We start from the raw sequence: 22,811 nt of genomic DNA on the forward strand, positions 1-22,811 counted from the left end.
GGATTACGATGGAATTTCTGGGCCCATTCAACGACCTGATCAAACAGTATCTTGGTGAATTCGGACCGCTTATCCTGGTTGGGGTATTGGGGCTGATCATGATCCTGATCGCCCTTACACTGATCATGAAGCAACCGGAAGACCCGCTGAAAAAGCTTCAAAGATCAACTGCAGCACCTAAGCTGGACAAGAAAACCAAGAAAGACAAGTTGCGCACCGCCAGCCGCAACGAGCAGCTTGAAAAATTCGCCACATTCCTTGAACCGCAGAACGAGGATGAATTGTCGGCGATGCAGCTCAAGCTGCGGCAGGCCGGATATCACTCGAAAGATGCGGTTCGTTTCTTCCATTTTGCGCAGTTCGCCCTGGGGATCACAGGTATCCTGATTGGCGTTTTGTTGGTGACAGTTCTGTCGGGCGGTCAGGAATTCACGGCGCAGCAAATGGCAATCCGTGTTCTGATTCCTGCCGCTGCAGGGTATTTTCTGCCACGCTATTGGATCACGCGGCGCGTCGAGGAGCGTAAAGAAGCAATCACGTCCGGCTTCCCCGATACGCTGGACCTTATGCTGGTCTGTGTCGAGGCCGGTCAATCGCTGGATCAGGCCATCGTGCGAGTTGCGGGCGAAATGAAGGCGTCATACCCAGATATTGCACAGGAGTTCGAAGTCGTGGCCTACGAACTCAAGGCCGGTAAAGACAAAGACACTGTTCTGCGCGACTTCGGAACCCGCTGCGGTGTGCAGGATGTCAGCTCATTTGTGACGGTGATGATCCAGTCGGCCACGTTTGGTACCTCGATTGCCGAAGCGCTTAGGGTATACGCAGGTGAAATGCGTGACAAACGCGTCATGCGCGCCGAGGAAGCCGCGAACAAGTTGCCAACCAAGATGACGCTTGCCACAATGATCCTAACGGTGCCGCCTTTGCTGGTTATTCTGGTCGGGCCGTCGGCGAAAGGGATCGCTGATTTTGCGGCGGGTAATTGATAACCCATTACTGTCAGGCTTCAGGCGCATTCAATCGTGGATACGCCGTCCTTTAAAGGCCGCCATGGTAATCGCCATGGTGGCCTCTTGCACAGAAACAGGGCTGACCGATGATCTGGACGCTCCGGGGATCGACCCCAAGGGTGAAAGCGTAGATGAGATCACCGTTGGAAATCGTCTGATGGCGTCCGGTGAATACGAACTGGCGTTGGATGCATTTACACGCGCCGCGCTGGACCAAGGCATGACAACACAGATTTTGACATCCATGGGGACGGCCAATCTGGGCCTTAGGCGATTAGGACAGGCCGAAACTCTGCTGCGCCGTGCTGTTAAAGATGACCCCGAGTGGCCCGTTGCCTGGAACAATCTGGGTGTTTTACTGATGGAACAGGGTGAATACCCCGAAGCGGCACAGATCTTCAAACGCGCCTATGCGCTGGACAATGGCGAAAGTGACGCAATCCGCGACAATTTACGCTTGGCACTCGTAAAAATGGAAAATCCTGTTAATAATACCGCAGAACAACAAGAATTTACGCTGGAGCAGCAAGGCGACGGGCAATTCAAGCTGCGCAGGCTCCCGCAAAATGGGCAAGAGCAGTAAGGGACGCAAAAATGCGCCAACAATTCTTGATAGCACCTATGCTGGTGTGCGGGCTGGTTTTGTCTGCCTGCGAAAAAGAAACCGAGGAAGAAAAAGTCGAACGCACCTATCAGGAGGTCAACGTCATTGACGAGACCAACCTGAGTGAGGTGTTGCTGACAGCCGCCGACCCCAATGAGGCGGTCGCATATTTCCAAGGTGCCGCTTCAAAAAATCCGGACCGGATCGACTTGCAACGCGGGTTGGCAATCTCGTTAACCCGCGCGAAACGTACGACCGAAGCCGCCTCCGCCTGGAAAAAGGTGACGTCCATGAAGGGGGCCGGTAGTGTCGACAAGGTTGAATATGCCGACGCGCTGGTGCGTTCGGGGAACTGGAGTCAGGCCAAAACGGTGCTGGATTCCGTCCCCCCGACATACGAGACCTTCAAACGATACAGGCTTGAAGCCCTCGTTGCCGACTCCAGACAAGACTGGAAGCGCGCGGATCACTTTTATGAAACAGCGGTCGGTCTGACCACGCGTCCCGCTGGCGTTATGAACAACTGGGGATATTCCAAGCTGACCCGCGGACAATACACCGAAGCCGAGCGTTTGTTTACCGAAGCAATTCGGCAGGACAAATCTTTGTTCACCGCCAAGAACAACCTTGTTCTTGCACGGACCGCACAAGGAAACTACAGCTTGCCGGTCGTTCCAATGACTCAAATAGAGCGCGCCATGCTATTGAATACAATGGGTATTTCCGCGGTCAAGCAAGGGGACGTGGCGACAGCCAAAAACCTGTTCCGAGAGGCCATTTCTACCCATCCACAGCACTATGATGAGGCTGTCCGCTCGCTCCGCGCGCTTGAGAGCACCTGATCTATGAGCATTCCTGCAGCTGCATCGCTGTGGTTCCTGCCGTTTGTCCTGCCAATATGCTTGTACGTGGCGTTCACGGATATGCGGTACATGCTTATCAAGAACCATGCGGTGGTTGCATTGACCATTGTATTCGTCGTTGTCGGCTTGTTTGTTTTGCCCCCTTGGGCGACCGAATGGACGACGTTAAACGTAGGATCGTTCTCTGTCGCCCTTCCCCCATATGTTTGGCACTTGCTGCACATCGTTTTTGTCTTGATGCTTGGTATCTTGCTTAATTCGGCTGGCGTCATGGGGGCAGGAGATGCCAAGTTCCTGGCCGCCGCCTCGCCCTTTGTTTGGGTTGGGGATTTGAACCTGATCCTGTTCATTCTGGCGACAACCACAGTTGCAGCATTTGCTGCACACCGGCTAGCCATGCACACACCGTTGCGAAAAATGGCACCGGATTGGGAAAGCTGGAACAGGGCCAAGCACTTTCCGATGGGTCTTGCCTTGGGTGGCAGTCTCGCCGTTTACCTGATCCTTGGTACTGTCAACGGTTCGTAAACTATCATTAACCTGCCTTTTCACTGCCTTGGTCCTGACACAAAGCCGGGCCAAATTTTTGCAAGCAGCCCATTGTGGGAATTTTTGCGTGATTAGTAGATAGACGGGCAACGCTCATGAATATGCAGACAACCGCGGTTATGGCCCCCCCTGCCCCCAAGGGGTTGGGTGAAATGAGGCTCCCGATCGTCATGATGCGCGACATCATGTTGAAAACGATCTTCCGAAAGAACGCTGACACCGTGTCCGAAATCGCCGCGGCGATCTGTTTGCCGGGGTCCGTCACGCAAGAATTGATCGACATGGCCCGCGAGCAAAAACTGATCGAGGCAACAGGAACGTTGAACGCCAACAGCGGCAATGAAATGGGGTATCAACTGACCGACGCTGGCAAGGCTCGTGCCTTGGACGCGCTGAGCCAGTCCGAATATTTTGGCGCTATGCCAGTGCCGCTGGATGTCTACCGTGAACAGGTTGAACGGCAGTCGATCCGCAACATACAGGTCACGCGCGATCAGTTGACGGGCGCGATGGGCCATCTGGTTCTGCCTGACAGCTTGCTGGACCAGCTTGGACCGGCAGTCAGTGCTGGCCGCTCTGTTCTGATGTACGGCCCCCCGGGCAACGGGAAGTCGTCGATTTCCAACGGGATCAGGGATGCCTTGGGCGATAACGTCTACGTCCCCTATGCCATCGAATATGCCGGTCAGGTGATCACGGTTTATGACCCCATCGTTCATACAGCGATTGAGCAGGAAGCCGACGACCCCAACAGCCTGCGCCGCCGCAAACGGTTCGACTCACGCTATGTTCAGTGTGAACGCCCGACTGTTGTGACTGGTGGTGAACTGTCGCTCAGCATGCTGGACCTCGTCTACAATCCCACCGCACGGACCTATCAGGCACCGCTACAGCTCAAGTCCACCGGCGGCATTTTCATCGTGGACGACCTTGGGCGTCAGCAAGAACCGCCTCAGGCGCTGATTAACCGCTGGATTGTTCCGTTGGAAGAGAACAAGGATATTCTTGGCCTGCAATCAGGTGAGAAGTTCGAAGTACCCTTTGACACGCTGGTTATCTTCTCGACCAACTTCCACCCGAACGAGATCTTTGACCAAGCGGCCCTGCGCCGAATCTTCTTCAAGATCAAGATCGACGGTCCGAACCAGGAAAACTTCCTGAAAATCTTTGCGATGGTCGCCCGCAAGCGCGGCATGCCGTTGGACGAGGCCGCGTTGGTGCATCTGCTGAAGGTCAAATACCCGACCATCAACAACGTCTACGCGAATTACCAGCCGATCTTCCTGATCGACCAGATGATCTCGATCTGCGAGTTTGAGGGTATTCCCTATCAGATGAGCCCTGACCTGATCGACCGCGCGTGGTCCAACATGTTCGTCAAAGACGAGGCGATTGTTAAATAACGCCGTGCCAATTCCGTAAAGGGTTGGGTAATCTGCGCGTATGACGCAGATTCCCGCCCGGATCACTGATTGGTTTGCCACCAAGGGTTGGTCCATCCACCCTCATCAGCAGGAAATGTATGACCGGGCCTTGGACCCGGCAACGTTACTGATTGCGCCCACCGGGGGCGGCAAGACTATGGCCGGGTTCCTACCAACTCTGGCTGATTTGGCTCAGCACGAACACGCAGGTCTGCACACAATCTATGTTTCCCCGCTCAAGGCGTTGGCTGCCGATATTCGCCGCAACCTGCGCGGGCCAGCGGATGAGATCGGCCTGCCTATTCGGATCGAAGACCGTACCGGCGACACTTCGGCCACGCAAAAGAAACGGCAGCGGGTGGACCCGCCGCATATTCTGCTGACCACGCCAGAAAGCCTTGCACTGCTGACCTCTTATGAAGACGCATACCGAATGTTCGCAGGTGTCCAGCGCGTGATTGTAGATGAAATTCATGCCTTGGCGGAAAGTAAGCGTGGGGATCAGTTGATGCTGGCCTTGGCCCGGCTGCAATCCTTGTGTCCTGGCCTGCGCCGGGTCGGATTATCAGCCACGGTCGAGAACCCTGACGCCATCGCGCGGTTTCTGGCCCGCCACCCTGACCCGTGTCGGATCGTACAAGCTGACCCTGGTCCTGACCCGGACATACAGATGCTGGAAACCGCTGAGATGCCGCCTTGGTCGGGCGGAGGTGCGGCTTATTCGATCCCGGCGGTGCTGGAGCAGATCAAGCAGCACAAGACCACGCTGATCTTCCACAACACCCGCGCACAGGCCGAGATCTTCTTTCACAACCTTTGGCTTGCCAATGACGACGGCCTGCCCATCGGTATCCACCACGGCAGTCTGGACCGGCAACAGCGTGAAAAGGTCGAGGCCGCCATGGTACGCGGTGATCTGCGCGCGATCGTCTGCACCGGCAGTCTGGATCTGGGCATTGATTGGGGCGATGTCGATCTGGTGATCCAGATCGGCGCGCCCAAGAACGTCAAGCGGTTGGTTCAACGGATCGGGCGCGCCAACCACCGCTACAATGCACCTTCCAAGGCGTTGCTTGTACCTGCAAACCGGTTTGAGGTGGTGGAGTGCATTGCCGCGCTCGAAGCTGCCAAGGCGCATGACCTGGATGGTGAACCGCGCGGGTCCGGCCCCCGCGACGTATTGTGCCAACATATTCTCATCGCTGCTGCGGCGGGGCCGTTCAACGCAGACACGCTGTTCGGCGAAATGACTACTTCTGGACCTTATGCAGCGTTAGGCCGCGCTGAATTTGATGCCTGTCTGGAATTCTGCGCGACCGGAGGTTACGCCCTGCGTGCCTATGATCGTTGGCAACGGCTGCAGCAGCGCCCGGACGGGCTCTGGCAGCTACGCGACCCCCGTGCGGCGCAGCGTATCCGAATGAATCTTGGCACCATTCAGGATACCGATACGCTGAAAGTGCGTCTGAAACGCAATCGCGGTGGAAAACCGCTGGGCGAGGTAGAAGAAGCCTTTGCGGCATCGCTCACCCCAGGAGATACCTTTCTGATCGGTGGGCAGATCGTGCGATACGAAGGCCTGCGCGAAATGGTGGTCGAGGTCACGCGACGCGCCGACAAGAAGCCCAAAGTCGCGACCTTCATGGGCACCAAGTTTGCCACCTCCACGCAGCTGAGCGACCGTATCCTGAGGATGTTCGCCCAACACAATTGGCCGCAGCTTCCCCAACATACGGCCGAATGGCTTTCCCTGCAGCGGGATATGTCCCGCCTGCCCCAACGCGACCGGCTTTTGATTGAAAGTTTCCCCAATGACGGCCGTGAGCATCTGTGTGTTTATGGTTTCGCCGGACGGAACGCACAGCAAACGCTGGGCCTGCTGCTGACCAAACGAATGGAGGAGACCGGGTTTGCACCGCTTGGATTCGTAGCCACGGACTATGCAACGCTGATCTGGGGGTTGGATGCGGTAACCGATCCTCGCCCCTTGTTCCAGATGGACGCTCTGCGAGACGGGCTTGAAAACTGGCTGGCCGGAAATGCCGTGATGAAGCGCACCTTTCGCGCCTCGGCCACGATCGCTGGTTTGATCGAGCGGAACACGGGCGGGCAACGTAAAAGCGGGCGCCAGGAAACGTTTTCCTCTGATATCCTGTACGACACACTTCAGAAATACGATCCAAACCACTTGCTTATGCAAATCACCCGAGAAGAGGCCATGCGTGGTTTGGTGGATTTTGGCCGGATTGAATCGATGATGGCACGTATCGGAGACCGCATCGACCTGCTGCGCCTCAGACACGTGTCGCCTCTGGCCGCGCCGTTATTTCTTGAAGCTGGCAAAGTTCCCGTCAAAGGTGCGGCCGAGGAACGCCTTTTGGCCGAAGAAAGCGCGCGTCTTTTGCAGGCGGCTGGGCTGGAACCCGGCTGATACCACTTGCGTCCTTCGGTGAAACAGGCAAAGAACGTATCATGAACGAAGTGACGTTTTCCTTTGTCGGGCAAAACCTCAGCGCATTGGGGTCCGGTGCCTTGTGGTGGCCAGATCAAAGCCTGCTCTGCGTGTCCGATCTGCATTTGGGTAAGTCCCAGCGCATCGCACGCCGGGGTGGACCAACTCTGCCACCATATGACAGCAGGGAAACACTGACCCGGCTGGCTGCCGATATCACCCGAACCAATCCCGGCACCGTCATTTGCCTTGGCGACAGTTTCGATGACCTGTATGCCTCGACCGAATTGGAATTTTCTGAAAAGCAGGACATCACGGCCTTGCAAGCCGGTCGCCGCTGGATCTGGATCGAAGGCAACCACGACCCCGGCCCCATTGATCTGGGCGGTGCGCATCTTGTGGAATATGAAGTCGGCCCTCTGACCTTTCGACATATCGCGCATCCTGGGGCGCAGGCCGAGGTCTCAGGCCACTATCATCCCAAGGCGCAGCTGAGAGCGCGGGGGCGTTCAATCACCCGGCCGGCCTTTCTGATAGATCAGTCGCGGCTGATCCTGCCTGCCTATGGCACTTATACCGGAGGTTTACACAGCTCAGATCACGCTTTGAGCACACTGATGAACGATCCGGCGATGGCCATCCTGACGGGGCCGCAGCCTCGAATTATTCCGATGCCGCGATAAGGTTGGTTTAAAAGACCATCATGTTCGAGCTGAGATTTATACTTTCGGCTGACAGGCACTAGGTCATTCTTTTTCAACTTAGAAACGTTTTTCCACTTACCTTTTCAACCCGGTCAATGGCAGTGTCCGTCACCCAGTAGGATCGATGTGTGCAGTGCCCTGACACGGGCTCCATCTCGGCGATTGCATCACAGAAACGGGACCAGATCGTAAGTGCTCTTTCTGTCGTTACCGCATCTACAAAGTGATCCCGAACCAAAAGGTCAGCCGTTCAGTAAACGGCAAGTAGAACATCGGAAAAGGTGTATGCCATCAAAGGGGGAAACACGAGACCCGCAACCACCCTGCGCACTTTAAGCTCGGCCAGAAATCGGCTTGGCTCCACTGTCACGATCACTCAAAATATGCCGCCGACTGAAACCAGTCTGCATTTTTGTCGGTGCAAGATTAAATTTGTAACAGACTGGAATTGTGTCTTTATCATCGAAAGCACAGACATTCAAATCCAGTTCAATAAGCTCCAGCGATCTTGGAATACCAATGGGTCAAAGGGTGGATTGCCCTTTGACCCATACACGTTTTAAAAACGAAAACTGTTAGGCGGTCAGGCCTTCCGGTTCGGTCAGGCCGTTGGCGCGACAACACGCGGTCAGCGTATTGGCGAGAAGGCAAGCGATCGTCATCGGGCCAACTCCACCGGGAACCGGGGTAATCGCACCTGCACGTTCGGCTGCACTGGCGTAATCCACATCGCCGACCAGCTTGTTCTTGCCGTCGCGCTCAATCCTGTTGATGCCGACGTCGATGACCGTCGCACCCTCTTTGATCCAGTCGCCGGGCACCATCTCGGGGCGGCCAACGGCGGCTACAACGATATCTGCGCGGCGCACAACGTCCGGCAAATCCTTGGTCCGTGAATGCGCGATCGTCACGGTGCAGCTATCACCCAGCAGCAGTTGCGCCATAGGCTTGCCGACGATGTTTGAGCGGCCAATCACAACCGCGTCCATACCCGAAAGTGAGCCATGATAATCGCGCAACATCATCAGGCACCCCAACGGGGTGCAGGGCACCATCGACTTCTGACCGGTGCCCAACAAACCTACGTTCGAGATGTGGAAACCGTCGACATCCTTGGCCGGGTCAATCGAGTTGATCACAAGGTCTTCATTCAGGTGCTTAGGCAGGGGTAGCTGAACCAAGATACCATGGACGGCTGGATCATTGTTCAGCTTGGCGATCAGCGCCAGCAGGTCTTCTTCGGAGGTTTCGGCATCCAGCTTGTGTTCGTACGAGTTCATGCCGACCTCAACAGTCTGCTTGCCTTTGGACCGTACATAGACTTGGCTGGCCGGATCTTCGCCCACCAGAACTACGGCAAGCCCCGGTGTGATGCCGTTTTCCTCTTTCAGTTTGCCCACCTGATCGGCCACTTGGGCACGCACCTTGGCCGCAAAAGCCTTGCCGTCGATTACCTGCGCTACCATCCTTTGATCCCTTCTTTCAAAAAACGGATCGGGCGCAATATGCGCCCGGTTTTTCATTCAGGGCCGAGCACACGTTCTTCGCGGGCAATCGACCAGTCAATCAAGATACGCCAGAGTTTCTCGGCAAGATCGGGGTCCATACCCAGCTCATCGGAACTCATGCGTACGCGCTGCACCACGTCTTCGACACGATCCGGAATGCGGGCTGGTAGCCCCTCGCCGGGTTTCAGCTCGGACGCGCGATCAATATAGCTTGCGCGCGTCACCAACAATTCGATCAATTGGCGGTCCAGCTTGTCGATCTGAGGCCGCAATTCCTGCATCGAGTTGCAGTCTTGTGGCGGTATCAGAGTGGGCATTTCAATCTCCTCACGGCCCGGGGAAGTCCCCGGACCACGAGATGTATCATTCGGGCGCTTAGAACAAGCCCTCGATCTGACCTTCATCGTTGAGGCGAATCGTCTCAGCCGCCGGTTTGCGGGGCAGACCAGGCATGGTCATGATCTCGCCGCAGACAACCACGATGAAACCGGCACCCGCAGACAGGCGGACCTCGCGCACGGGCACCGAATGGCCAGTGGGCGCACCGCGCAGGGTCGGGTCAGTCGAGAATGAGTACTGCGTTTTCGCCATGCAGACCGGCAGATTGCCGTAGCCTGCAGCCTCCCACTCGCGCAACTGGTTGCGGATCTTGTTGTCGGCCAGAACCTCGTCTGCGCGATAGATACGCTTGGCGATTGTTTCAATCTTCTCGAACAACGGCATTTCATCGGGGTAGATCGGCGAGAAGTTAGCGGCACCGTTTTCGACGATTTCCACAACTTTCTCGGCCAGAGGCGCAGAGCCGTCCGAACCCAGCTCCCAGTGGCGCGACAGGATCGCCTCGACACCATGTTCGGCACAGTAATCTTTGACCGCCTGAACTTCGTCATCGGTGTCAGTGACGAAGTGGTTGATCGCGACAACAACCGGCACACCGAAGGATTTCACGTTCTCTATATGACGGCCAAGGTTGGCGCAGCCGGACTTTACCGCATCAACGTTTTCCGCACCCAAATCGGCTTTGGCCACACCGCCATTCATCTTCATCGCGCGCACGGTGGCAACCAGAACCACTGCCGACGGAGCAATCCCTGCCTTGCGGCACTTGATGTTCATGAATTTCTCGGCACCCAGATCGGCCCCGAAACCAGCTTCAGTCACGACATAGTCGGCCACTTTCAACGCCGTCTTGGTCGCGATGACCGAGTTACAGCCATGCGCGATATTCGCGAAGGGGCCACCGTGGACAAATGCCGGGTTGTTTTCCAGCGTCTGCACAAGGTTAGGCTGCATCGCGTCTTTCAACAGGACGGTCATTGCGCCTTCGGCCTTGATGTCGCGACAGTAGACCGGGGTCTTGTCACGGCGATAGGCTACGATGATGTCGCCCAGACGCTTTTCCAGATCTTGCAGGTCGGTTGCAAGGCAGAGGATCGCCATAACCTCGGAGGCCACGGTGATGTCAAAGCCTGTCTCACGTGGGAAGCCATTCGATACGCCACCCAGCGAAGCAGTGATCTGACGCAGAGCACGGTCGTTCATGTCGACCACACGACGCCAGGCAACGCGGCGGATGTCGATGTCGCACTCGTTGCCCCAATAGATGTGATTGTCGATCATCGCAGACAGAAGCGAGTGCGCCGACGTGATTGCGTGAAAGTCACCCGTGAAATGCAGGTTCATTTCCTCCATCGGAACAACCTGCGCATAACCCCCACCCGCAGCACCGCCTTTCATACCAAAGTTCGGACCAAGCGAGGCTTCGCGGATACAGATCATCGCGTTCTTGCCAATGCGATTGAGACCGTCGCCCAGCCCAACAGTAGTGGTGGTCTTACCCTCGCCCGCGGGGGTCGGGTTGATCGCAGTGACAAGGATCAACTTGCCATCTTCCCGGTCCTGAACCGAGTTTATGAAGTCCTGACTGACCTTCGCTTTGTCATGGCCGTAAGGCAGCAGATCAGCAGACTCGATGCCGATTTTCGCGCCAATTTCCTGAATCGGCTTCTTGTTTGCCTCGCGGGCGATTTCAATGTCGGATTTATAGCTCATTGGGCAGGGTCCCTGATTTAATGCCGTGCTAAACCGGCGCGATGCGTCGGCGCTGGGAAACCCATACCGTTGTGTGCCAGAGAGATGGCTATAGATTCCGACATAATCATGCCGCGAAACGGCGTTGAAGTGGATCAGGCGCTGCTCATCGGAAACATGCGGACCTTAAGGCGCCCAATTCCGCTGATCCGGCACAAAAAGGGACATGGTATCGCCCAGCCTCAATTCTCCGGGCCGTTCGACCCATGCGGTGATACCGCGCCGCCCTTGAGCAGCCGCTTTGAATGCGGCGCCATGGCCTGGAAAGTTTGCGTCGATCTCACGCCCCGGAAGCACGCAGGGGCGGTTTTCCATATCGACTGTGATAGTCAGGCCACCAGCAACCTGTAACCGTGACGATGGTGGAATATGAGTAAAGTCAGGGATGCCGCGCAGCACAAGAGTAGCCCCCAGAAAAGACGGGTCCAAATCTTGAATCCCCATCTCTTGCGCTGTCGCCTCGATCTCTTCCAAGGACAATACCGACACTTGCCGGACGTTGCGGATTTCAGTTCCCTTTGGGTAGAGGTTGGTGACACGTGAGCAGGACGCCCTGTTTTCACCTTCATGCCGCGCGCCGCGATCACCCGAAAACCCAAGGTCAAGCTTGTCGACCGCCTTGGCCCGAATACTCGCGCCCGCGGGGACACGGCCCAGCCAGACAACTTTGGCCTTGTGGTCGGTCTTGCGCAGAACCGGCATTGTCCTTCTCCGTCTTAACCACACTGTAGACGCGCAATAGAAGACAGAACGCCGTAATTGAAAAGGCAAAAAAAGACCCGGGACGGTGCCCGGGTCGTATCGGTTTAAGTCGAGGGTTCCGGCTCCATCCCGCCTTCGGGCGGAGACTTCTTAACCTTGGTCTTTGGAATAGCGGTCACGCTGGGCGCGCTGCCTTCGTCAGGCTTATCGCCTTCGTCGTCGCTCTCGTTCGGCGACTCGCCATTCATAACGCGCTTGATCTCATCACCGGTCAGAGTCTCATACTCCAGCAGACCTTGCGCCAGGCGCTCCCACTCTTCGTTTTTCTCGGTGAGAATCTTGTGCGCGCGTTCATAGCCCTGTTGGATCAGGCGCTTCACCTCTTCTTCGATCATCTCTTTGGTATGAGCTGAGACCGAGAAGCCGGCAGTGTTCCCCTGATAGCCTTCATGCGCTTCGGCATAGTCGATATTGCCGACCTTGTCCGACATACCCCAGCGCATCACCATCGCACGCGCCAACTGGCTGGCCTGCATGATGTCACCGGCTGGACCGTTAGAAACATGGTCTTCACCGTATTTGATTACCTCGGCGGCCTTGCCCGCCATGGTCATGGCCAGCTTCTGCTCACACTCATCACGGTGATAGTTCAGACGATCCATTTCCGGCAGCGACACAACCATGCCTAACGCACCACCGCGTGGGATAATCGTGGCCTTGTAGACCGGATCACAAAGCGGTAATTCCAGACCAACCACAGCGTGACCAGCCTCGTGATACGCCGTTTTTTCCTTCTGATCCTGCGTCAGCACCATCGAGCGGCGCTCGGCGCCCATCATCACCTTGTCTTTGGCGTTCTCAAAGTCTTCCATGGTGACAAAGCGACGACCGACGCGCGCGGCCATGAGCGCGGCCTCGTTCACGAGGTTCGCAAGATCAGCACCCGAGAAGCCCGGCGTGCCCCGTGCGATGATGCGCAGATCAACATCGGGCCCGAGCGGCGTTTTGCGGGCATGAACGCCCAAGATCTTCTCACGGCCTTTGATGTCGGGGTTGCCAACGGTCACGTTGCGGTCGAACCGGCCCGGACGCAGCAGCGCAGGGTCCAGCACATCCTTACGGTTGGTCGCGGCCAGAATAATCACACCTTCGTTCGCCTCGAACCCGTCCATTTCAACAAGCAATTGGTTGAGGGTCTGTTCACGTTCGTCGTTACCGCCCCCGTAACCGGCACCACGGTGGCGACCCACGGCGTCGATTTCGTCGATGAAAACGATACAGGGCGCGTTCTTTTTGGCCTGTTCGAACATGTCGCGCACGCGGCTCGCGCCCACACCTACGAACATTTCGACAAAATCAGAGCCTGAGATGGTGAAGAACGGCACACCCGCCTCACCTGCAATGGCACGGGCCAGCAAGGTCTTACCTGTACCCGGAGGGCCAACCAGCAGCGCGCCTTTCGGAATCTTGCCGCCCAAGCGCGAGAATTTCTGCGGGTTGCGCAGGAATTCGACAATCTCTTCCAGCTCTTCTTTGGCTTCGTCGATACCCGCAACGTCATCGAACGTCACTCGGCCGTGCTTTTCGGTCAGCATCTTGGCCTTGGATTTGCCAAAGCCCATTGCGCCACCTTTGCCGCCACCTTGCATCCGGTTCATAAAATAGACCCAGACACCGATCAAAAGCAGGAACGGAAGTAGCGTGATCAGGAATGACTGAAAACCCGACTGTTGCTGTTTAACGGCTTCCACAGGAATGTTTTCGTCAATAAGCAGCCTGGTGACTTCGGCATCACCGGGTTTGATGGTCATATAGTTCGCACCGCTTTGCGTCGTGTAGCGGATCTGCTCACCATCTAGCGTCACTTTTTTGACCTCGCCGTTTTCAACAGCGCTGACAAAATCGGAATATGTTCTTTCATTACTTTGGAGCGTTCCGCCTTGACCGCTGAAAAAATTAAACAGTGCAAGGATCAGTAGAAACAGAACGACCCAGAAGGCGATGTTACGAGCGTTGCCCAAGGAAGATCTCCCACAAGATTTCGGCAGATGGAGGTCTGCCGCTTTGATTTATAAAATAGAGAGGATTCAAGCAGGTTCAATGCGATAAAATCGAAGAGTAGAACTCGGGCCGATGTGGCGCAAATTCGGCTGTCCAACCATTTGAATAAGCAGCTAAAGGCGCCGCAAGCAGGTTTTCCCCCTTCCAAACTGCGGGTGAAGACAAAAGCGCCTTGCGGGGTTTTTCCAAGTCTCGCCAGTCTGGCACTTGCGGCAAACCATCCTGTCCCAACACGCGCACCTCGGCACCCGGTGACCGTGGTCCAGTCAGAATCCAACGGCCATCCCAAACCTCATTCGGAGCGGCCGTTTCGCCCGCCACTGCGTTTAGCTCCCTGCAAAACCACGTTTTATTCCCTTGTGGAACCAACATGCAGCCAGATAGCGTCAACGTCCGGCCATCCGCGACGGCCGCAACAGCCTGATCAACCGCAGTCCGACGCGGCGCGTACCCGTGCCCAGCAATCCACACGATAATTGCCACAACAAGCCGCCGTTGAATTTCTGCCGGGACCTGTTTGAAACCACTGCGGTCCAGACAAACATCCCCGCTATCTACCACTGCGATACTGCGCGCGGATTCTTGCGTATAGCGCGCCAAAGCCTCACGCGCTTGTGCAAGATTTTCAGCCACCCGGGCCAAAGAGTGCGCAGAAATCCCTATTGTCTTGAGGTCCTGCAGCGCTTTGCGCGCCTTGATCCGGTCGAACCTCTGATCCTGATTCGACGGATCTTCAACCCAGCCGACACCAAGCTCTGACAGGTATTCCCGCAAGGCTTGCCGTGTAAGACCCAGCATCGGACGCAGCAATGTGACGCCATTATGGACCCTTGCTTTGGGCATGCCAGACAAGCCGGTCACACCTGCCGCCCGGCCCAGCCGCATCAGCACAGTCTCGGCCTGATCGTCCGCCGTATGACCGAGCGCAATCGCCTCGATCTCGTTGCGCTGCGCCCAATCCGTCAACAAACGGTATCTTGCCTGTCGAGCCTGGTCCTGCAAGTTCCCTGCACCATCCCAGCCCTGCCACAGAAGTGTTTCATGCGCGATACCCAAACGCGCAGCCTGATCCGCCACCTGCTTGGCCTCATCGGCGGCTTCGGGACGCAGCCCGTGGTTCACGGTTGCTGCAAACAGGTGAATGTTTTCGGACTGCGCAATCTCATGCAGTAGATGCATGAGCGCTACCGAGTCCCCTCCGCCGGAGACAGCAATGCCCAATCGCTGTGGCAGATGTTCGGGCAGCCCAGCGCGCAGTTCAGATCGAAGCGTTTCGGCCTGATGGGTCAAGAACAGCCCAGCGACGCCATTTCCTGCGTGGCCGCAGACACCGTGGCCGAGGTCGGAAAACGCACGCCAACTTCGGACAGGGTGATGCAGGCCTGATCGGTCTGTCCCAGCCGCCCCAAAGCCGCACCCAATTCAAAGAGCGCTTCGGGTGCAAAGGTGCCTTCGGAGTCGCCGGTAAAGCTGGCGAGGAACGCCCGTGCGGCTTCACGCGTGTTACCCAGCCCTTCAAGCGCCTGACCGCGTTTCAGATGCGCCTCGGGCGCAAGCGGACTGCCGGGGTACGAGATATCGAACTGCGCAAACTGATCAGCCGCAGCCTGAAAATCCCCTTCGGCCAGCGCCAGTGCAGCAGCTTCGAAGTCGGACTGCTCACCAACCGCCAACTCTCCTTGTTCGGTCACTGTTGGAGCGAGCGGAGAGGCCGGTGCAGCGGCGGTGATCTCTGCTTCGCCGCCCAAGGTCGAGGTCTCACCCAGCGTGCTGAGATCGCCGCCCTCAAGTTCGACAAGGCGGAATTCAAGGTCGCCGATCCGGTTGGTGCCGTCGGTCACGATATTCTGCACCCGCTGGTTCAACTGTTCGGTCTGACGTGTCAGGCGCTGCAACTCGGCCTCAATGGCATCTACACGTTCGAGTACAGAACTGCCTGACAGGTTCGGGGCCGGCGAACCGGTCGTCGAAAACTCACGCTTCAGGCGCTGTATTTCGACGTGTAGCACGGTCAATTCCTGCCGGATATCTGCCAAAGTCTGCTGATCCTGTGCTTGTACCGCACCGGCGGTCGCAACAACCACGGACAGAATCCATCCTGCAATTCTCATCGTCTTACCCCAAGGTTGAACCGGTCAGCACCGTCACCGCGCGGCGGTTCTTGGAATAGCAATCCTCGGTGCTGCAAATCTCGATCGGGCGTTCCTTGCCATAGCTCACGGTGGTCAGACGGTTGCCCGCCACCCCGCGCGAGATCAGGTATTCGCGGGCTGCATTCGCTCGGCGTGCACCCAAAGCAAGGTTATATTCGCGCGTTCCTTGTTCATCCGCGTGCCCCTCTATGGTCGCGACATAGTCCGGGTTGGCCAGCAACCACTGGGCCTGCCCCTCTAGGACCGTCTGAGCCTGCGCTGTCAGGGTCGATTGATCCACCGAAAACAGAACCCGGTCGCCAATCGTTTGCTGGAAATATGCCGGTGAACGCGGATCGCTGGGTGAGCCCGACGCGAACGCCCCATTGGCCCCATTCGCGCCATTGCCGAAGCCGCCCAGGCCGGATGGGTCGTTATTGGTACAGGCTGCCATCGCGGTCAGCGCACCCAAGGCTATGATTTTGCCCAATACATTCATTCCAAGTGCCTCGTTGTTTTATCGGTTTATTGCCGTCTCTGTACCACAGTGCAGGTTTCTTGTGAACTTTTCCACACTCCTGCCTTGATCAATTCTGCAATGGCCCCCACGAGGGATCGCTGCCACCGTCGGGCGTACGCACCGGGCGCAGGTTCCGGCCCGAGATATCCACCGAATACAATGTTGCCCGGCCACTGGCCCCTTGGGTTTCGCGGGTGAACATGATGACGCGGCCGTTGGGGGACCAGGTCGGACCTTCATCCAGGAACGAGGATGTCAGCAGCCTTTCTTCGCTTCCATCCGTGCGCATGACACCGATGTGGAAACGGCCCTTGTTCTGCTTGGTAAAGGCGATAAGATCGCCGCGCGGCGACCATACTGGTGTGCCATAGCGACCTTGGCCAAAACTGATACGGGTCGCCTCGCCTCCATTTGCGGGCATGATGTAAAGCTGCGGCGTGCCGGATCGGTCGCTTTCGAACACAATCTGCGACCCGTCCGGCGAATAGCTGGGGGCCGTTTCAATTGCCGGGGTGTTGGTCAGTCGCGTGCTTTGACCCGAGGCCAGATCCATTCTCCAAAGGTCCGTGTTGCCACCCTGGATCAAAGAATACACAATCGAACGCCCATCCGGTGAAAAGCGGGGCGAAAAGCTCATCGTGCCGTCCTGGGTATTCAGCGCGGTCCGCCTGACCCGATCAACGTCCAGCACGTAGATGCGCGGCTGGCCGGTTTCATAACTGGTGTAAAGCAGCCTGTCACCTGTGGGAGAAAAACGTGGAGCCAGAACAATGGCTGAGCTATCCGTAAGGTACTGCACATTCGCGCCATCGTAATCCATGATCGCCAACCGCTTCAGCCGCTGATCCTTTGGCCCGCTTTCCGACACAAACGCCACGCGGCTGTCGAAATAACTGCCCTCGCCTGTGATCCGGCTATAGACCTGATCAGAGACCTTGTGCGCCATGCGCCGCCAGCCTTCGGTCGTGCCGGCAAACTGAAGACCGTTGCCGAGTTCCTGCCCCGAAAACACATCCCAAACCCGGAACCGCACGGTCAGGCGGTTGCCCGAGACGTTTACCGCCCCGGTCACAAGCGCCTCGGCATTGATGGCCTTCCAGTCCGCAAACTGTACCGGAGAATCAAAACTGCTGACCCGGCTGATGAACGCATCGGCCGAGATTTCGCGGAACAGCCCGGTTCCCGTCAAGTCAGCTGCGACAACCCGAGTGATATCACTGGCGTATTGCGCCGCTGCCGGTCCGTCGGGCACGAAATTTGGCACCGCAAAGGGCAGCGGTTCAATGATCCCCTGATCCAGTTCCAGGCGCAATGGCCCGCTTTGGGCGTAGACCGGCGCTGTCAATATCGTCAGGCCGAGCAACAGGCTGGTCACAAATCTTATCATTTTATCCGCATCCTCTCGGGATTGAATGTAATCTCAATATCCTGCCATTGCTCGTATTTTTCAGCAGGCAGGGTGTATCCTTTTGCCCCACAGCGCAAAATCGCCCGTCGCGCGGCCTCAAAAGCCTGATTTGCAGACGCAGTGGTGCCACCTGAGCTGTCGATCATGCGCAGGCTACCCCCGACAACCTTGCCATCCGGGGTCAGCGAAAATGCCACAACCACCACCGTCTGCAACGCATCGGTAGACAAGGAACCCACGTTCCAGCACTGCGATACGGCAAGGCGCATGGCCTCTTTCTCTCCGCTCGTCAACGGCGGGCCGGACGGTGCACTGTTTTGCCCCAACGCCTCGGCCAGAGCATCATCAATTGCGGTGTCGTTCTGCGCAGGCTCGGGCGGGGTTGCGTTCTGTTCTTCGGCTACCTCAGGCTCAGCCGGGAGCGCAGGCCGGTTGGGTCGCACCCGCGGTCGTGGGGATGTGCGCGGTGCATTCTCTTTGGTTTCTTCGGCTTCGGTTACGATTTGATCGGTGGCCTCTTCCGGGGCGGTTTGATCCTGCTGCTCTTGCTGGGTTTCGGAGCCGTCATCCAGCGATACGGCAGGTGTTTCCACCTCATCGGGCTGAGCCTCTGGCGGCGGCGGCGCGATGGGCTGTGGTGCGACTTTATCGGCCGGTCGCGGCTGAGCCTCAGGGCCCGGAGGCACTGGTAGAGTCTCAGACACGGTTTCTGGCTGATCCAGTGTAGGAGGCTCTTCAACCAATTCGGGTTCAGGGGGTGCCTCAACTGGTTCCGGTACGGGATCGGGGTCAGGTTCTGGCGGTGTCACAACCTCGGGCGGCGTCAGCTCTTCCTCCGTCGCTTCGGGTGGCGTCACATCTTCGGTGGGCTCTTCGGGAGGCTGTAATGCCGTTGGAGTTGGCACCTCGGGCGCGGCACTCTGCGCGGTCAGTGCAGCAAACTGCTCAGCCGACACCACCGAAACCTCCTGTACCGCCATTGGCAGGGGCTCGGACCGAAAGGTGCCGCCAAACAGGGCCCACCCAATCAAGGTGACATGGGCAATAGCTGAGATCTTGGTGCCGGTATCCACCGCGCGGCCTCACTCTCCACCTTCGTCCAAGGCTGGCCCACCGGTGTCTGTCACCAGGCCCACATTGGAAAACCCACCTGCATTCAGCGCGCCCATAACCTGCATTACCTGCGCATAGGGGATGGCACCGTCAGCCCTAAGGAACACGCGGTCACTGCTGCGCTCTGCCGCGATGGCGCGCAGCTTGCCGATCAGCTCCTGCCGTAAAACATCCGTAGTCTGGATCTGTACCCGTCCATCCGCGGTCAGCGTCACGGTCAGAGGTTCCTCATTATCCCCGGGCAGCGCACTTGCTGCCGTTTTCGGCAGGTCGACCGGCACGCCTACGGTCAGCAAAGGTGCGGCCACCATGAAAATAATCAGCAGCACCAGCATAACATCAACGAATGGTGTTACGTTGATCTCGGCCATGGGTTGCGCGCGACCACGGCGGCGCCCCCGCCTGCGCCCGTTACCGCCTCCGTTCTGTTGAACAGCCGCACCCATGTCAGCTGTCCAACTGGCGCGAGAGGATCGTGGCGAATTCGTCGGCAAAAGCCTCGTAACCGCCTACAATCCGATCACTATCCGCACTGAGCTTGTTGTAGAATATAACCGCCGGTATCGCGGCCAACAGGCCCAAGCCTGTCGCCAAAAGCGCCTCGGCAATACCGGGTGCGACCACGGCCAGGTTGGTGTTCTGTTGCTCGGCAATTTCGATAAAGGCGTTCATGATGCCCCAGACGGTGCCGAACAGGCCGATGAACGGCGCGGTCGAGCCTACGGTGGCCAATATGGACAATCCCTTTTGCAGCGTCTCGGCCTCTTTCGCGATTGCGACATCCATCGAGCGGTCGATCCGCGCGGTGGCCCCGGCGATGAGACCGCCATCAGTACGATGCGAACGCCGCCATTCAATCATGCCGGCCGCAAATATCTTCTCCGAACTGCCATCCGGTTGGGTTCCGATCTGGTCGAACAATTCATCTAAAGGGTTACCGGACCAGAAGCTTTCGTCAAACACCTGCGCCTCGCGCCGTGCGGCGCGATAGTTGATCAGTTTTTGAATGATAATCGCCCACGACCAGATGGATGCAGCAATCAGCATCAGCATCACAAGTTTGACGATAAATGTCGCGCGGGCATACAGCCCCCACATGGAGAAGTCGATCTCCTGCGCCAGCGCCAGCGTTTCAGCTTCCATGAACCTGCTCTTTGTTTTGCCTGAGGGCCGTTCGTTTGGCCTTGTTTTTCCAAACGCTAACCCAGATGGTCATGAAAAGCCAACAGAACCACTTCTGCCTCGCATTTTGTTACAGCAATGCGCGAATCTCTGCCGGAAGGCGTACGGGCTTTCCATGTGCATTCATGCATACGGCGGTGACTGTTGCGCGGAAAATCTCGGTTTCGCCGCGCTTTATCAGCTGCCCCATCTTCAATCGAACACCGGACCGCGAGATAAAGCGGGTTTCCACCGTCAGCTCGTCCTCGAACCTCGCGGTTGCCAGATAGTCCGCTTCGATCCGCCGAATAACCCAGACGATCCCCTCATCACGCATGGCGTTCTGATCATTTCCCAGCTGGCGCACGTAGTCCGACCGCGCACGTTCTATGTATTTGAGGTAGTTCGCATGATAAACCACGCCGCCCATGTCGGTGTCTTCATAGTAGACCCGCACGGAATAGACGTGCTTTTTCTGCTCGGGTTCTTGGTCGGTCATAGGGGACGGTCCGATCTTTCAATACTGTTGAAATTTGCTGACGCGGGACGCGACATGCCTCACATATATACAGCCCCGCCTGCAATCCCCGTATGACAACAATTTTGCATGCCGCTATTTCGGAGAAAAAATTTGGTCAGCTGCTGACTGATCTAAGGGCCAAGCCATATGCGCGAGCAGAGTTGGATCAGAAAGGGGTCACTGAACTGGGCGAGCTGGATACATTTATTCAACAGACAATGACAGGATCTGTGCATTTCGGCGCGCGGACACGGCAGCCCGTTGTGTCCTACTGCACTGGCTTCATCCGCGCAAACAATCGCAGCGCATGAGACGCTTCCCGCGCCGCGCCGGGAAGAACAGGGTCATAGGCTGCCCGGATCAACTCGGCGATGTCTGGCCGGAGAACCGTCGTTTGCCCCGCCACAGCCAAGGGCGATTGCGATCGAAAGGCTGTGTCCGACCACAATAGAATGGTCTGTACCACCTGGCTCAGCGCCAGTGTTTCCGCCGGAACCTTCGACAATTCATTATCCATCCTCAGAAAGACAAAAGCCGCGCGGATCGCGCCATCTTCTTCGAACCGAAAGACTCGATACTGATTGGCGTCCGCCGCCACCAAACGGTCCACCAAGGGTGCCAGATCCGGGATCAAACGGTCGAGGTCGGGAACCTCCAGCAACTCCTGCCACTCACTAAAAAAGAAGACCATGCAATTGGCGCCCAACTCGGGATCGGTCTCGGCCATCTTGTGCCCGGCCAATGCCACCACTGCCTCAAACGCGCCTTTGACTGTGGACAGGGTCGCATCCTCAACGCCAAAAACAATGGGAACAATAGGTCGCCCCCAACGGGCGAACAGAAAATCACCGTTTTCGCGTGTAAACAGCGCCTCGATCTGATCGGGTGTCACGCCCTGCCCCCAGTGTTTCAAACAAAGCCGCCAGAGCCTTAAAGTCTAATGGCGTGCAGTTCAACCAAACAGATCGCTCTGTCGCTTGGGGGCCGCCATACCCAGATGCGTCCATGCTTTTTGCGCCAGCATCCGACCGCGTGGCGTGCGCTGTATCAGGCCCTGCTGCAACAAATACGGCTCAATCACTTCCTCCAGCGAATCCCGGCTCTCGGACAGGGCTGCCGACAAGGTTTCGATCCCCACTGGTCCACCGGCATAGTTTTCGGCGATCAGTTTCAGATACCTACGGTCTGCTCCATCCAGACCCAGATTATCGACCCCCAGCCGCGTCAATGCACCATCGGCCAGATCACGGGTGATCCGCCCATCCCCTTCGACAATCGCAAAGTCCACAACCCGGCGCAGCAAACGCCCGGCGATCCGCGGTGTACCGCGTGAGCGGCGGGCGATCTCGCGCGCGCCATCATCTTCGGCAGGCGCACCCAGCTTGCGGGCGTTACGGGTGACGATCTCGTGCAGCTCATCAACAGTGTAGAACTGCAATCGCGTTGGTATCCCGAAACGGTCGCGCAAAGGGGTCGTCAACAATCCCATCCGCGTCGTTGCCCCAACAAGCGTGAACGGCTGCAACTCGATACGCACGGTGCGGGCGGCTGGCCCCTCACCGATCACGAGGTCCAGCTCGAAATCCTCCATTGCGGGGTACAAGACCTCTTCGACCGCCGGGTTCAAACGGTGAATTTCGTCAATGAACAGAACGTCCCGCGATTCCAGATTGGTCAGGATCGCGGCCAGATCGCCCGCCTTAGCCAACACGGGTCCTGAAGTCATTCGAAAGTTCACCCCCAACTCCCGCGCCATGATTTGCGCCAGAGTGGTTTTTCCCAACCCCGGAGGGCCATGAAACAGCGTGTGATCCATCGCCTCACCCCGCTGGCGCGCGGATTGGATGAAGATACGCAGGTTGGCCCGGGCTTCGGCCTGCCCAATGAACTCATCCAAACCCTGCGGGCGCAGGGCGCGGTCATTGTCCTCGGGAAGCGGGTCCGGGCGCAGGGTGGGGTCGGCATCTACCATATTATCACCCTCTC

General features: G+C 57.4%; 22 protein-coding genes. 7 read left to right on the top strand and 15 right to left on the bottom strand.

Annotated features, from left to right (window positions below):
• The first annotated feature begins 8 nt into the window (after positions 1 to 8).
• The 7 genes from ACXAET_RS08570 (at position 9) to pdeM (ending at position 7,588) form a co-directional block, all read left to right on the top strand.
• On the top strand, positions 9 to 989 hold the full coding sequence (locus tag ACXAET_RS08570; RefSeq protein ID WP_475183748.1) for a type II secretion system F family protein: 981 nt from the start codon (positions 9 to 11) through the stop codon (positions 987 to 989).
• A 64-nt stretch (positions 990 to 1,053) separates the two neighbouring features.
• Positions 1,054 to 1,596 carry a tetratricopeptide repeat protein gene (locus ACXAET_RS08575; RefSeq protein WP_475183750.1) on the top strand — a complete coding sequence of 181 codons (543 nt, stop codon included), beginning with the start codon at positions 1,054 to 1,056 and terminating at the stop codon, positions 1,594 to 1,596.
• A gap of 11 nt (positions 1,597 to 1,607) precedes the next feature.
• On the top strand, positions 1,608 to 2,459 hold the full coding sequence (locus ACXAET_RS08580; RefSeq protein ID WP_475183751.1) for a tetratricopeptide repeat protein: 852 nt from the start codon (positions 1,608 to 1,610) through the stop codon (positions 2,457 to 2,459).
• Between the two features lie 3 nt (positions 2,460 to 2,462).
• Positions 2,463 to 3,008 carry a prepilin peptidase gene (locus tag ACXAET_RS08585; protein ID WP_475183753.1) on the top strand — a complete coding sequence of 182 codons (546 nt, stop codon included), beginning with the start codon at positions 2,463 to 2,465 and terminating at the stop codon, positions 3,006 to 3,008.
• 116 nt (positions 3,009 to 3,124) lie between these two features.
• Entirely contained in the window at positions 3,125 to 4,432 is a 1,308-nt protein-coding gene (locus ACXAET_RS08590) for an ATP-binding protein (protein WP_068337631.1), read from the top strand.
• 40 nt (positions 4,433 to 4,472) lie between these two features.
• On the top strand, positions 4,473 to 6,884 hold the full coding sequence (locus tag ACXAET_RS08595) for a ligase-associated DNA damage response DEXH box helicase (protein ID WP_475183754.1): 2,412 nt from the start codon (positions 4,473 to 4,475) through the stop codon (positions 6,882 to 6,884).
• A gap of 41 nt (positions 6,885 to 6,925) precedes the next feature.
• A complete protein-coding gene (gene pdeM / locus ACXAET_RS08600; RefSeq protein ID WP_475183756.1) occupies positions 6,926 to 7,588 on the top strand; it encodes a ligase-associated DNA damage response endonuclease PdeM in 663 nt (220 codons plus the stop codon).
• Between the two features lie 596 nt (positions 7,589 to 8,184).
• Here pdeM and folD read toward each other — a convergent pair.
• From folD to ruvB, 15 genes are all read right to left on the bottom strand, one after another.
• Complete coding sequence (gene folD, locus ACXAET_RS08605) at positions 8,185 to 9,075, bottom strand: bifunctional methylenetetrahydrofolate dehydrogenase/methenyltetrahydrofolate cyclohydrolase FolD (protein ID WP_475183758.1); 891 nt, start codon at positions 9,073 to 9,075, stop codon at positions 8,185 to 8,187.
• 53 nt (positions 9,076 to 9,128) lie between these two features.
• Positions 9,129 to 9,434, bottom strand: coding sequence for a chorismate mutase (locus tag ACXAET_RS08610; protein ID WP_068337636.1), 306 nt, complete (start codon positions 9,432 to 9,434; stop codon positions 9,129 to 9,131).
• 58 nt (positions 9,435 to 9,492) lie between these two features.
• Positions 9,493 to 11,169 carry a formate--tetrahydrofolate ligase gene (locus ACXAET_RS08615; RefSeq protein ID WP_475183759.1) on the bottom strand — a complete coding sequence of 559 codons (1,677 nt, stop codon included), beginning with the start codon at positions 11,167 to 11,169 and terminating at the stop codon, positions 9,493 to 9,495.
• Between the two features lie 165 nt (positions 11,170 to 11,334).
• The gene (locus ACXAET_RS08620) at positions 11,335 to 11,910 is read right to left on the bottom strand and encodes an MOSC domain-containing protein (protein WP_475183761.1); all 576 of its coding nucleotides are present in this window, start codon (positions 11,908 to 11,910) and stop codon (positions 11,335 to 11,337) included.
• 104 nt (positions 11,911 to 12,014) lie between these two features.
• On the bottom strand, positions 12,015 to 13,931 hold the full coding sequence (gene ftsH / locus ACXAET_RS08625; RefSeq protein ID WP_475183763.1) for an ATP-dependent zinc metalloprotease FtsH: 1,917 nt from the start codon (positions 13,929 to 13,931) through the stop codon (positions 12,015 to 12,017).
• Positions 13,932 to 14,007: 76 nt separating this feature from the next.
• Entirely contained in the window at positions 14,008 to 15,261 is a 1,254-nt protein-coding gene (gene tilS / locus ACXAET_RS08630) for a tRNA lysidine(34) synthetase TilS (RefSeq protein ID WP_475183764.1), read from the bottom strand.
• Complete coding sequence (ybgF, locus tag ACXAET_RS08635) at positions 15,258 to 16,082, bottom strand: tol-pal system protein YbgF (RefSeq protein WP_475183766.1); 825 nt, start codon at positions 16,080 to 16,082, stop codon at positions 15,258 to 15,260. The genes tilS and ybgF overlap by 4 nt, the downstream gene beginning before the upstream one ends.
• A gap of 4 nt (positions 16,083 to 16,086) precedes the next feature.
• On the bottom strand, positions 16,087 to 16,602 hold the full coding sequence (gene pal, locus ACXAET_RS08640; RefSeq protein WP_068337644.1) for a peptidoglycan-associated lipoprotein Pal: 516 nt from the start codon (positions 16,600 to 16,602) through the stop codon (positions 16,087 to 16,089).
• A gap of 88 nt (positions 16,603 to 16,690) precedes the next feature.
• Positions 16,691 to 18,010: a Tol-Pal system beta propeller repeat protein TolB gene (tolB, locus tag ACXAET_RS08645; RefSeq protein ID WP_475183768.1), complete on the bottom strand. Its 1,320-nt coding sequence runs from the start codon at positions 18,008 to 18,010 to the stop codon at positions 16,691 to 16,693.
• Positions 18,007 to 19,104 carry an energy transducer TonB gene (locus ACXAET_RS08650; RefSeq protein ID WP_475183770.1) on the bottom strand — a complete coding sequence of 366 codons (1,098 nt, stop codon included), beginning with the start codon at positions 19,102 to 19,104 and terminating at the stop codon, positions 18,007 to 18,009. Before ACXAET_RS08650 ends, tolB begins: the two co-directional genes overlap by 4 nt.
• 9 nt (positions 19,105 to 19,113) lie before the next feature.
• Positions 19,114 to 19,590, bottom strand: a complete 477-nt coding sequence (gene tolR, locus ACXAET_RS08655) for a protein TolR (RefSeq protein WP_475183771.1) — start codon at positions 19,588 to 19,590, stop codon at positions 19,114 to 19,116.
• Position 19,591: 1 nt separating this feature from the next.
• Positions 19,592 to 20,287, bottom strand: a complete 696-nt coding sequence (tolQ, locus tag ACXAET_RS08660; RefSeq protein WP_068337653.1) for a protein TolQ — start codon at positions 20,285 to 20,287, stop codon at positions 19,592 to 19,594.
• 109 nt (positions 20,288 to 20,396) lie between these two features.
• Positions 20,397 to 20,804, bottom strand: a complete 408-nt coding sequence (gene ybgC / locus ACXAET_RS08665; protein WP_475183774.1) for a tol-pal system-associated acyl-CoA thioesterase — start codon at positions 20,802 to 20,804, stop codon at positions 20,397 to 20,399.
• A gap of 289 nt (positions 20,805 to 21,093) precedes the next feature.
• Positions 21,094 to 21,717 (bottom strand): hypothetical protein, encoded by a 624-nt coding sequence (locus ACXAET_RS08670; RefSeq protein ID WP_475187181.1) that lies wholly within the window; start codon positions 21,715 to 21,717, stop codon positions 21,094 to 21,096.
• Between the two features lie 60 nt (positions 21,718 to 21,777).
• Entirely contained in the window at positions 21,778 to 22,797 is a 1,020-nt protein-coding gene (gene ruvB / locus ACXAET_RS08675; RefSeq protein ID WP_475183775.1) for a Holliday junction branch migration DNA helicase RuvB, read from the bottom strand.
• Positions 22,798 to 22,811: the final 14 nt, after the last annotated feature.

The organism is Ruegeria sp. AWH4_226 (assembly GCF_056159225.1).

What these genes read in the sequence shown, in the direction of transcription:
- ACXAET_RS08580 (WP_475183751.1), top strand. Translation starts at nt 1,608, where the DNA reads ATGCGCCAACAATTCTTGATAGCACCTATGCTGGTGTGCGGGCTGGTT.
- ACXAET_RS08575 (WP_475183750.1), top strand. Translation starts at nt 1,054, where the DNA reads ATGGTAATCGCCATGGTGGCCTCTTGCACAGAAACAGGGCTGACCGAT.
- pdeM (WP_475183756.1), top strand. Translation starts at nt 6,926, where the DNA reads ATGAACGAAGTGACGTTTTCCTTTGTCGGGCAAAACCTCAGCGCATTG.
- ACXAET_RS08585 (WP_475183753.1), top strand. Translation starts at nt 2,463, where the DNA reads ATGAGCATTCCTGCAGCTGCATCGCTGTGGTTCCTGCCGTTTGTCCTG.
- ACXAET_RS08570 (WP_475183748.1), top strand. Translation starts at nt 9, where the DNA reads ATGGAATTTCTGGGCCCATTCAACGACCTGATCAAACAGTATCTTGGT.
- ACXAET_RS08615 (WP_475183759.1), bottom strand. Translation starts at nt 11,169, where the DNA reads ATGAGCTATAAATCCGACATTGAAATCGCCCGCGAGGCAAACAAGAAG.
- tolB (WP_475183768.1), bottom strand. Translation starts at nt 18,010, where the DNA reads ATGATAAGATTTGTGACCAGCCTGTTGCTCGGCCTGACGATATTGACA.
- ybgC (WP_475183774.1), bottom strand. Translation starts at nt 20,804, where the DNA reads ATGACCGACCAAGAACCCGAGCAGAAAAAGCACGTCTATTCCGTGCGG.
- folD (WP_475183758.1), bottom strand. Translation starts at nt 9,075, where the DNA reads ATGGTAGCGCAGGTAATCGACGGCAAGGCTTTTGCGGCCAAGGTGCGT.
- tolR (WP_475183771.1), bottom strand. Translation starts at nt 19,590, where the DNA reads ATGGGTGCGGCTGTTCAACAGAACGGAGGCGGTAACGGGCGCAGGCGG.
- ruvB (WP_475183775.1), bottom strand. Translation starts at nt 22,797, where the DNA reads ATGGTAGATGCCGACCCCACCCTGCGCCCGGACCCGCTTCCCGAGGAC.
- pal (WP_068337644.1), bottom strand. Translation starts at nt 16,602, where the DNA reads ATGAATGTATTGGGCAAAATCATAGCCTTGGGTGCGCTGACCGCGATG.
- tolQ (WP_068337653.1), bottom strand. Translation starts at nt 20,287, where the DNA reads ATGGAAGCTGAAACGCTGGCGCTGGCGCAGGAGATCGACTTCTCCATG.
- ACXAET_RS08620 (WP_475183761.1), bottom strand. Translation starts at nt 11,910, where the DNA reads ATGCCGGTTCTGCGCAAGACCGACCACAAGGCCAAAGTTGTCTGGCTG.
- ACXAET_RS08590 (WP_068337631.1), top strand. Translation starts at nt 3,125, where the DNA reads ATGAATATGCAGACAACCGCGGTTATGGCCCCCCCTGCCCCCAAGGGG.
- ACXAET_RS08610 (WP_068337636.1), bottom strand. Translation starts at nt 9,434, where the DNA reads ATGCCCACTCTGATACCGCCACAAGACTGCAACTCGATGCAGGAATTG.
- ybgF (WP_475183766.1), bottom strand. Translation starts at nt 16,082, where the DNA reads ATGAGAATTGCAGGATGGATTCTGTCCGTGGTTGTTGCGACCGCCGGT.
- ACXAET_RS08595 (WP_475183754.1), top strand. Translation starts at nt 4,473, where the DNA reads ATGACGCAGATTCCCGCCCGGATCACTGATTGGTTTGCCACCAAGGGT.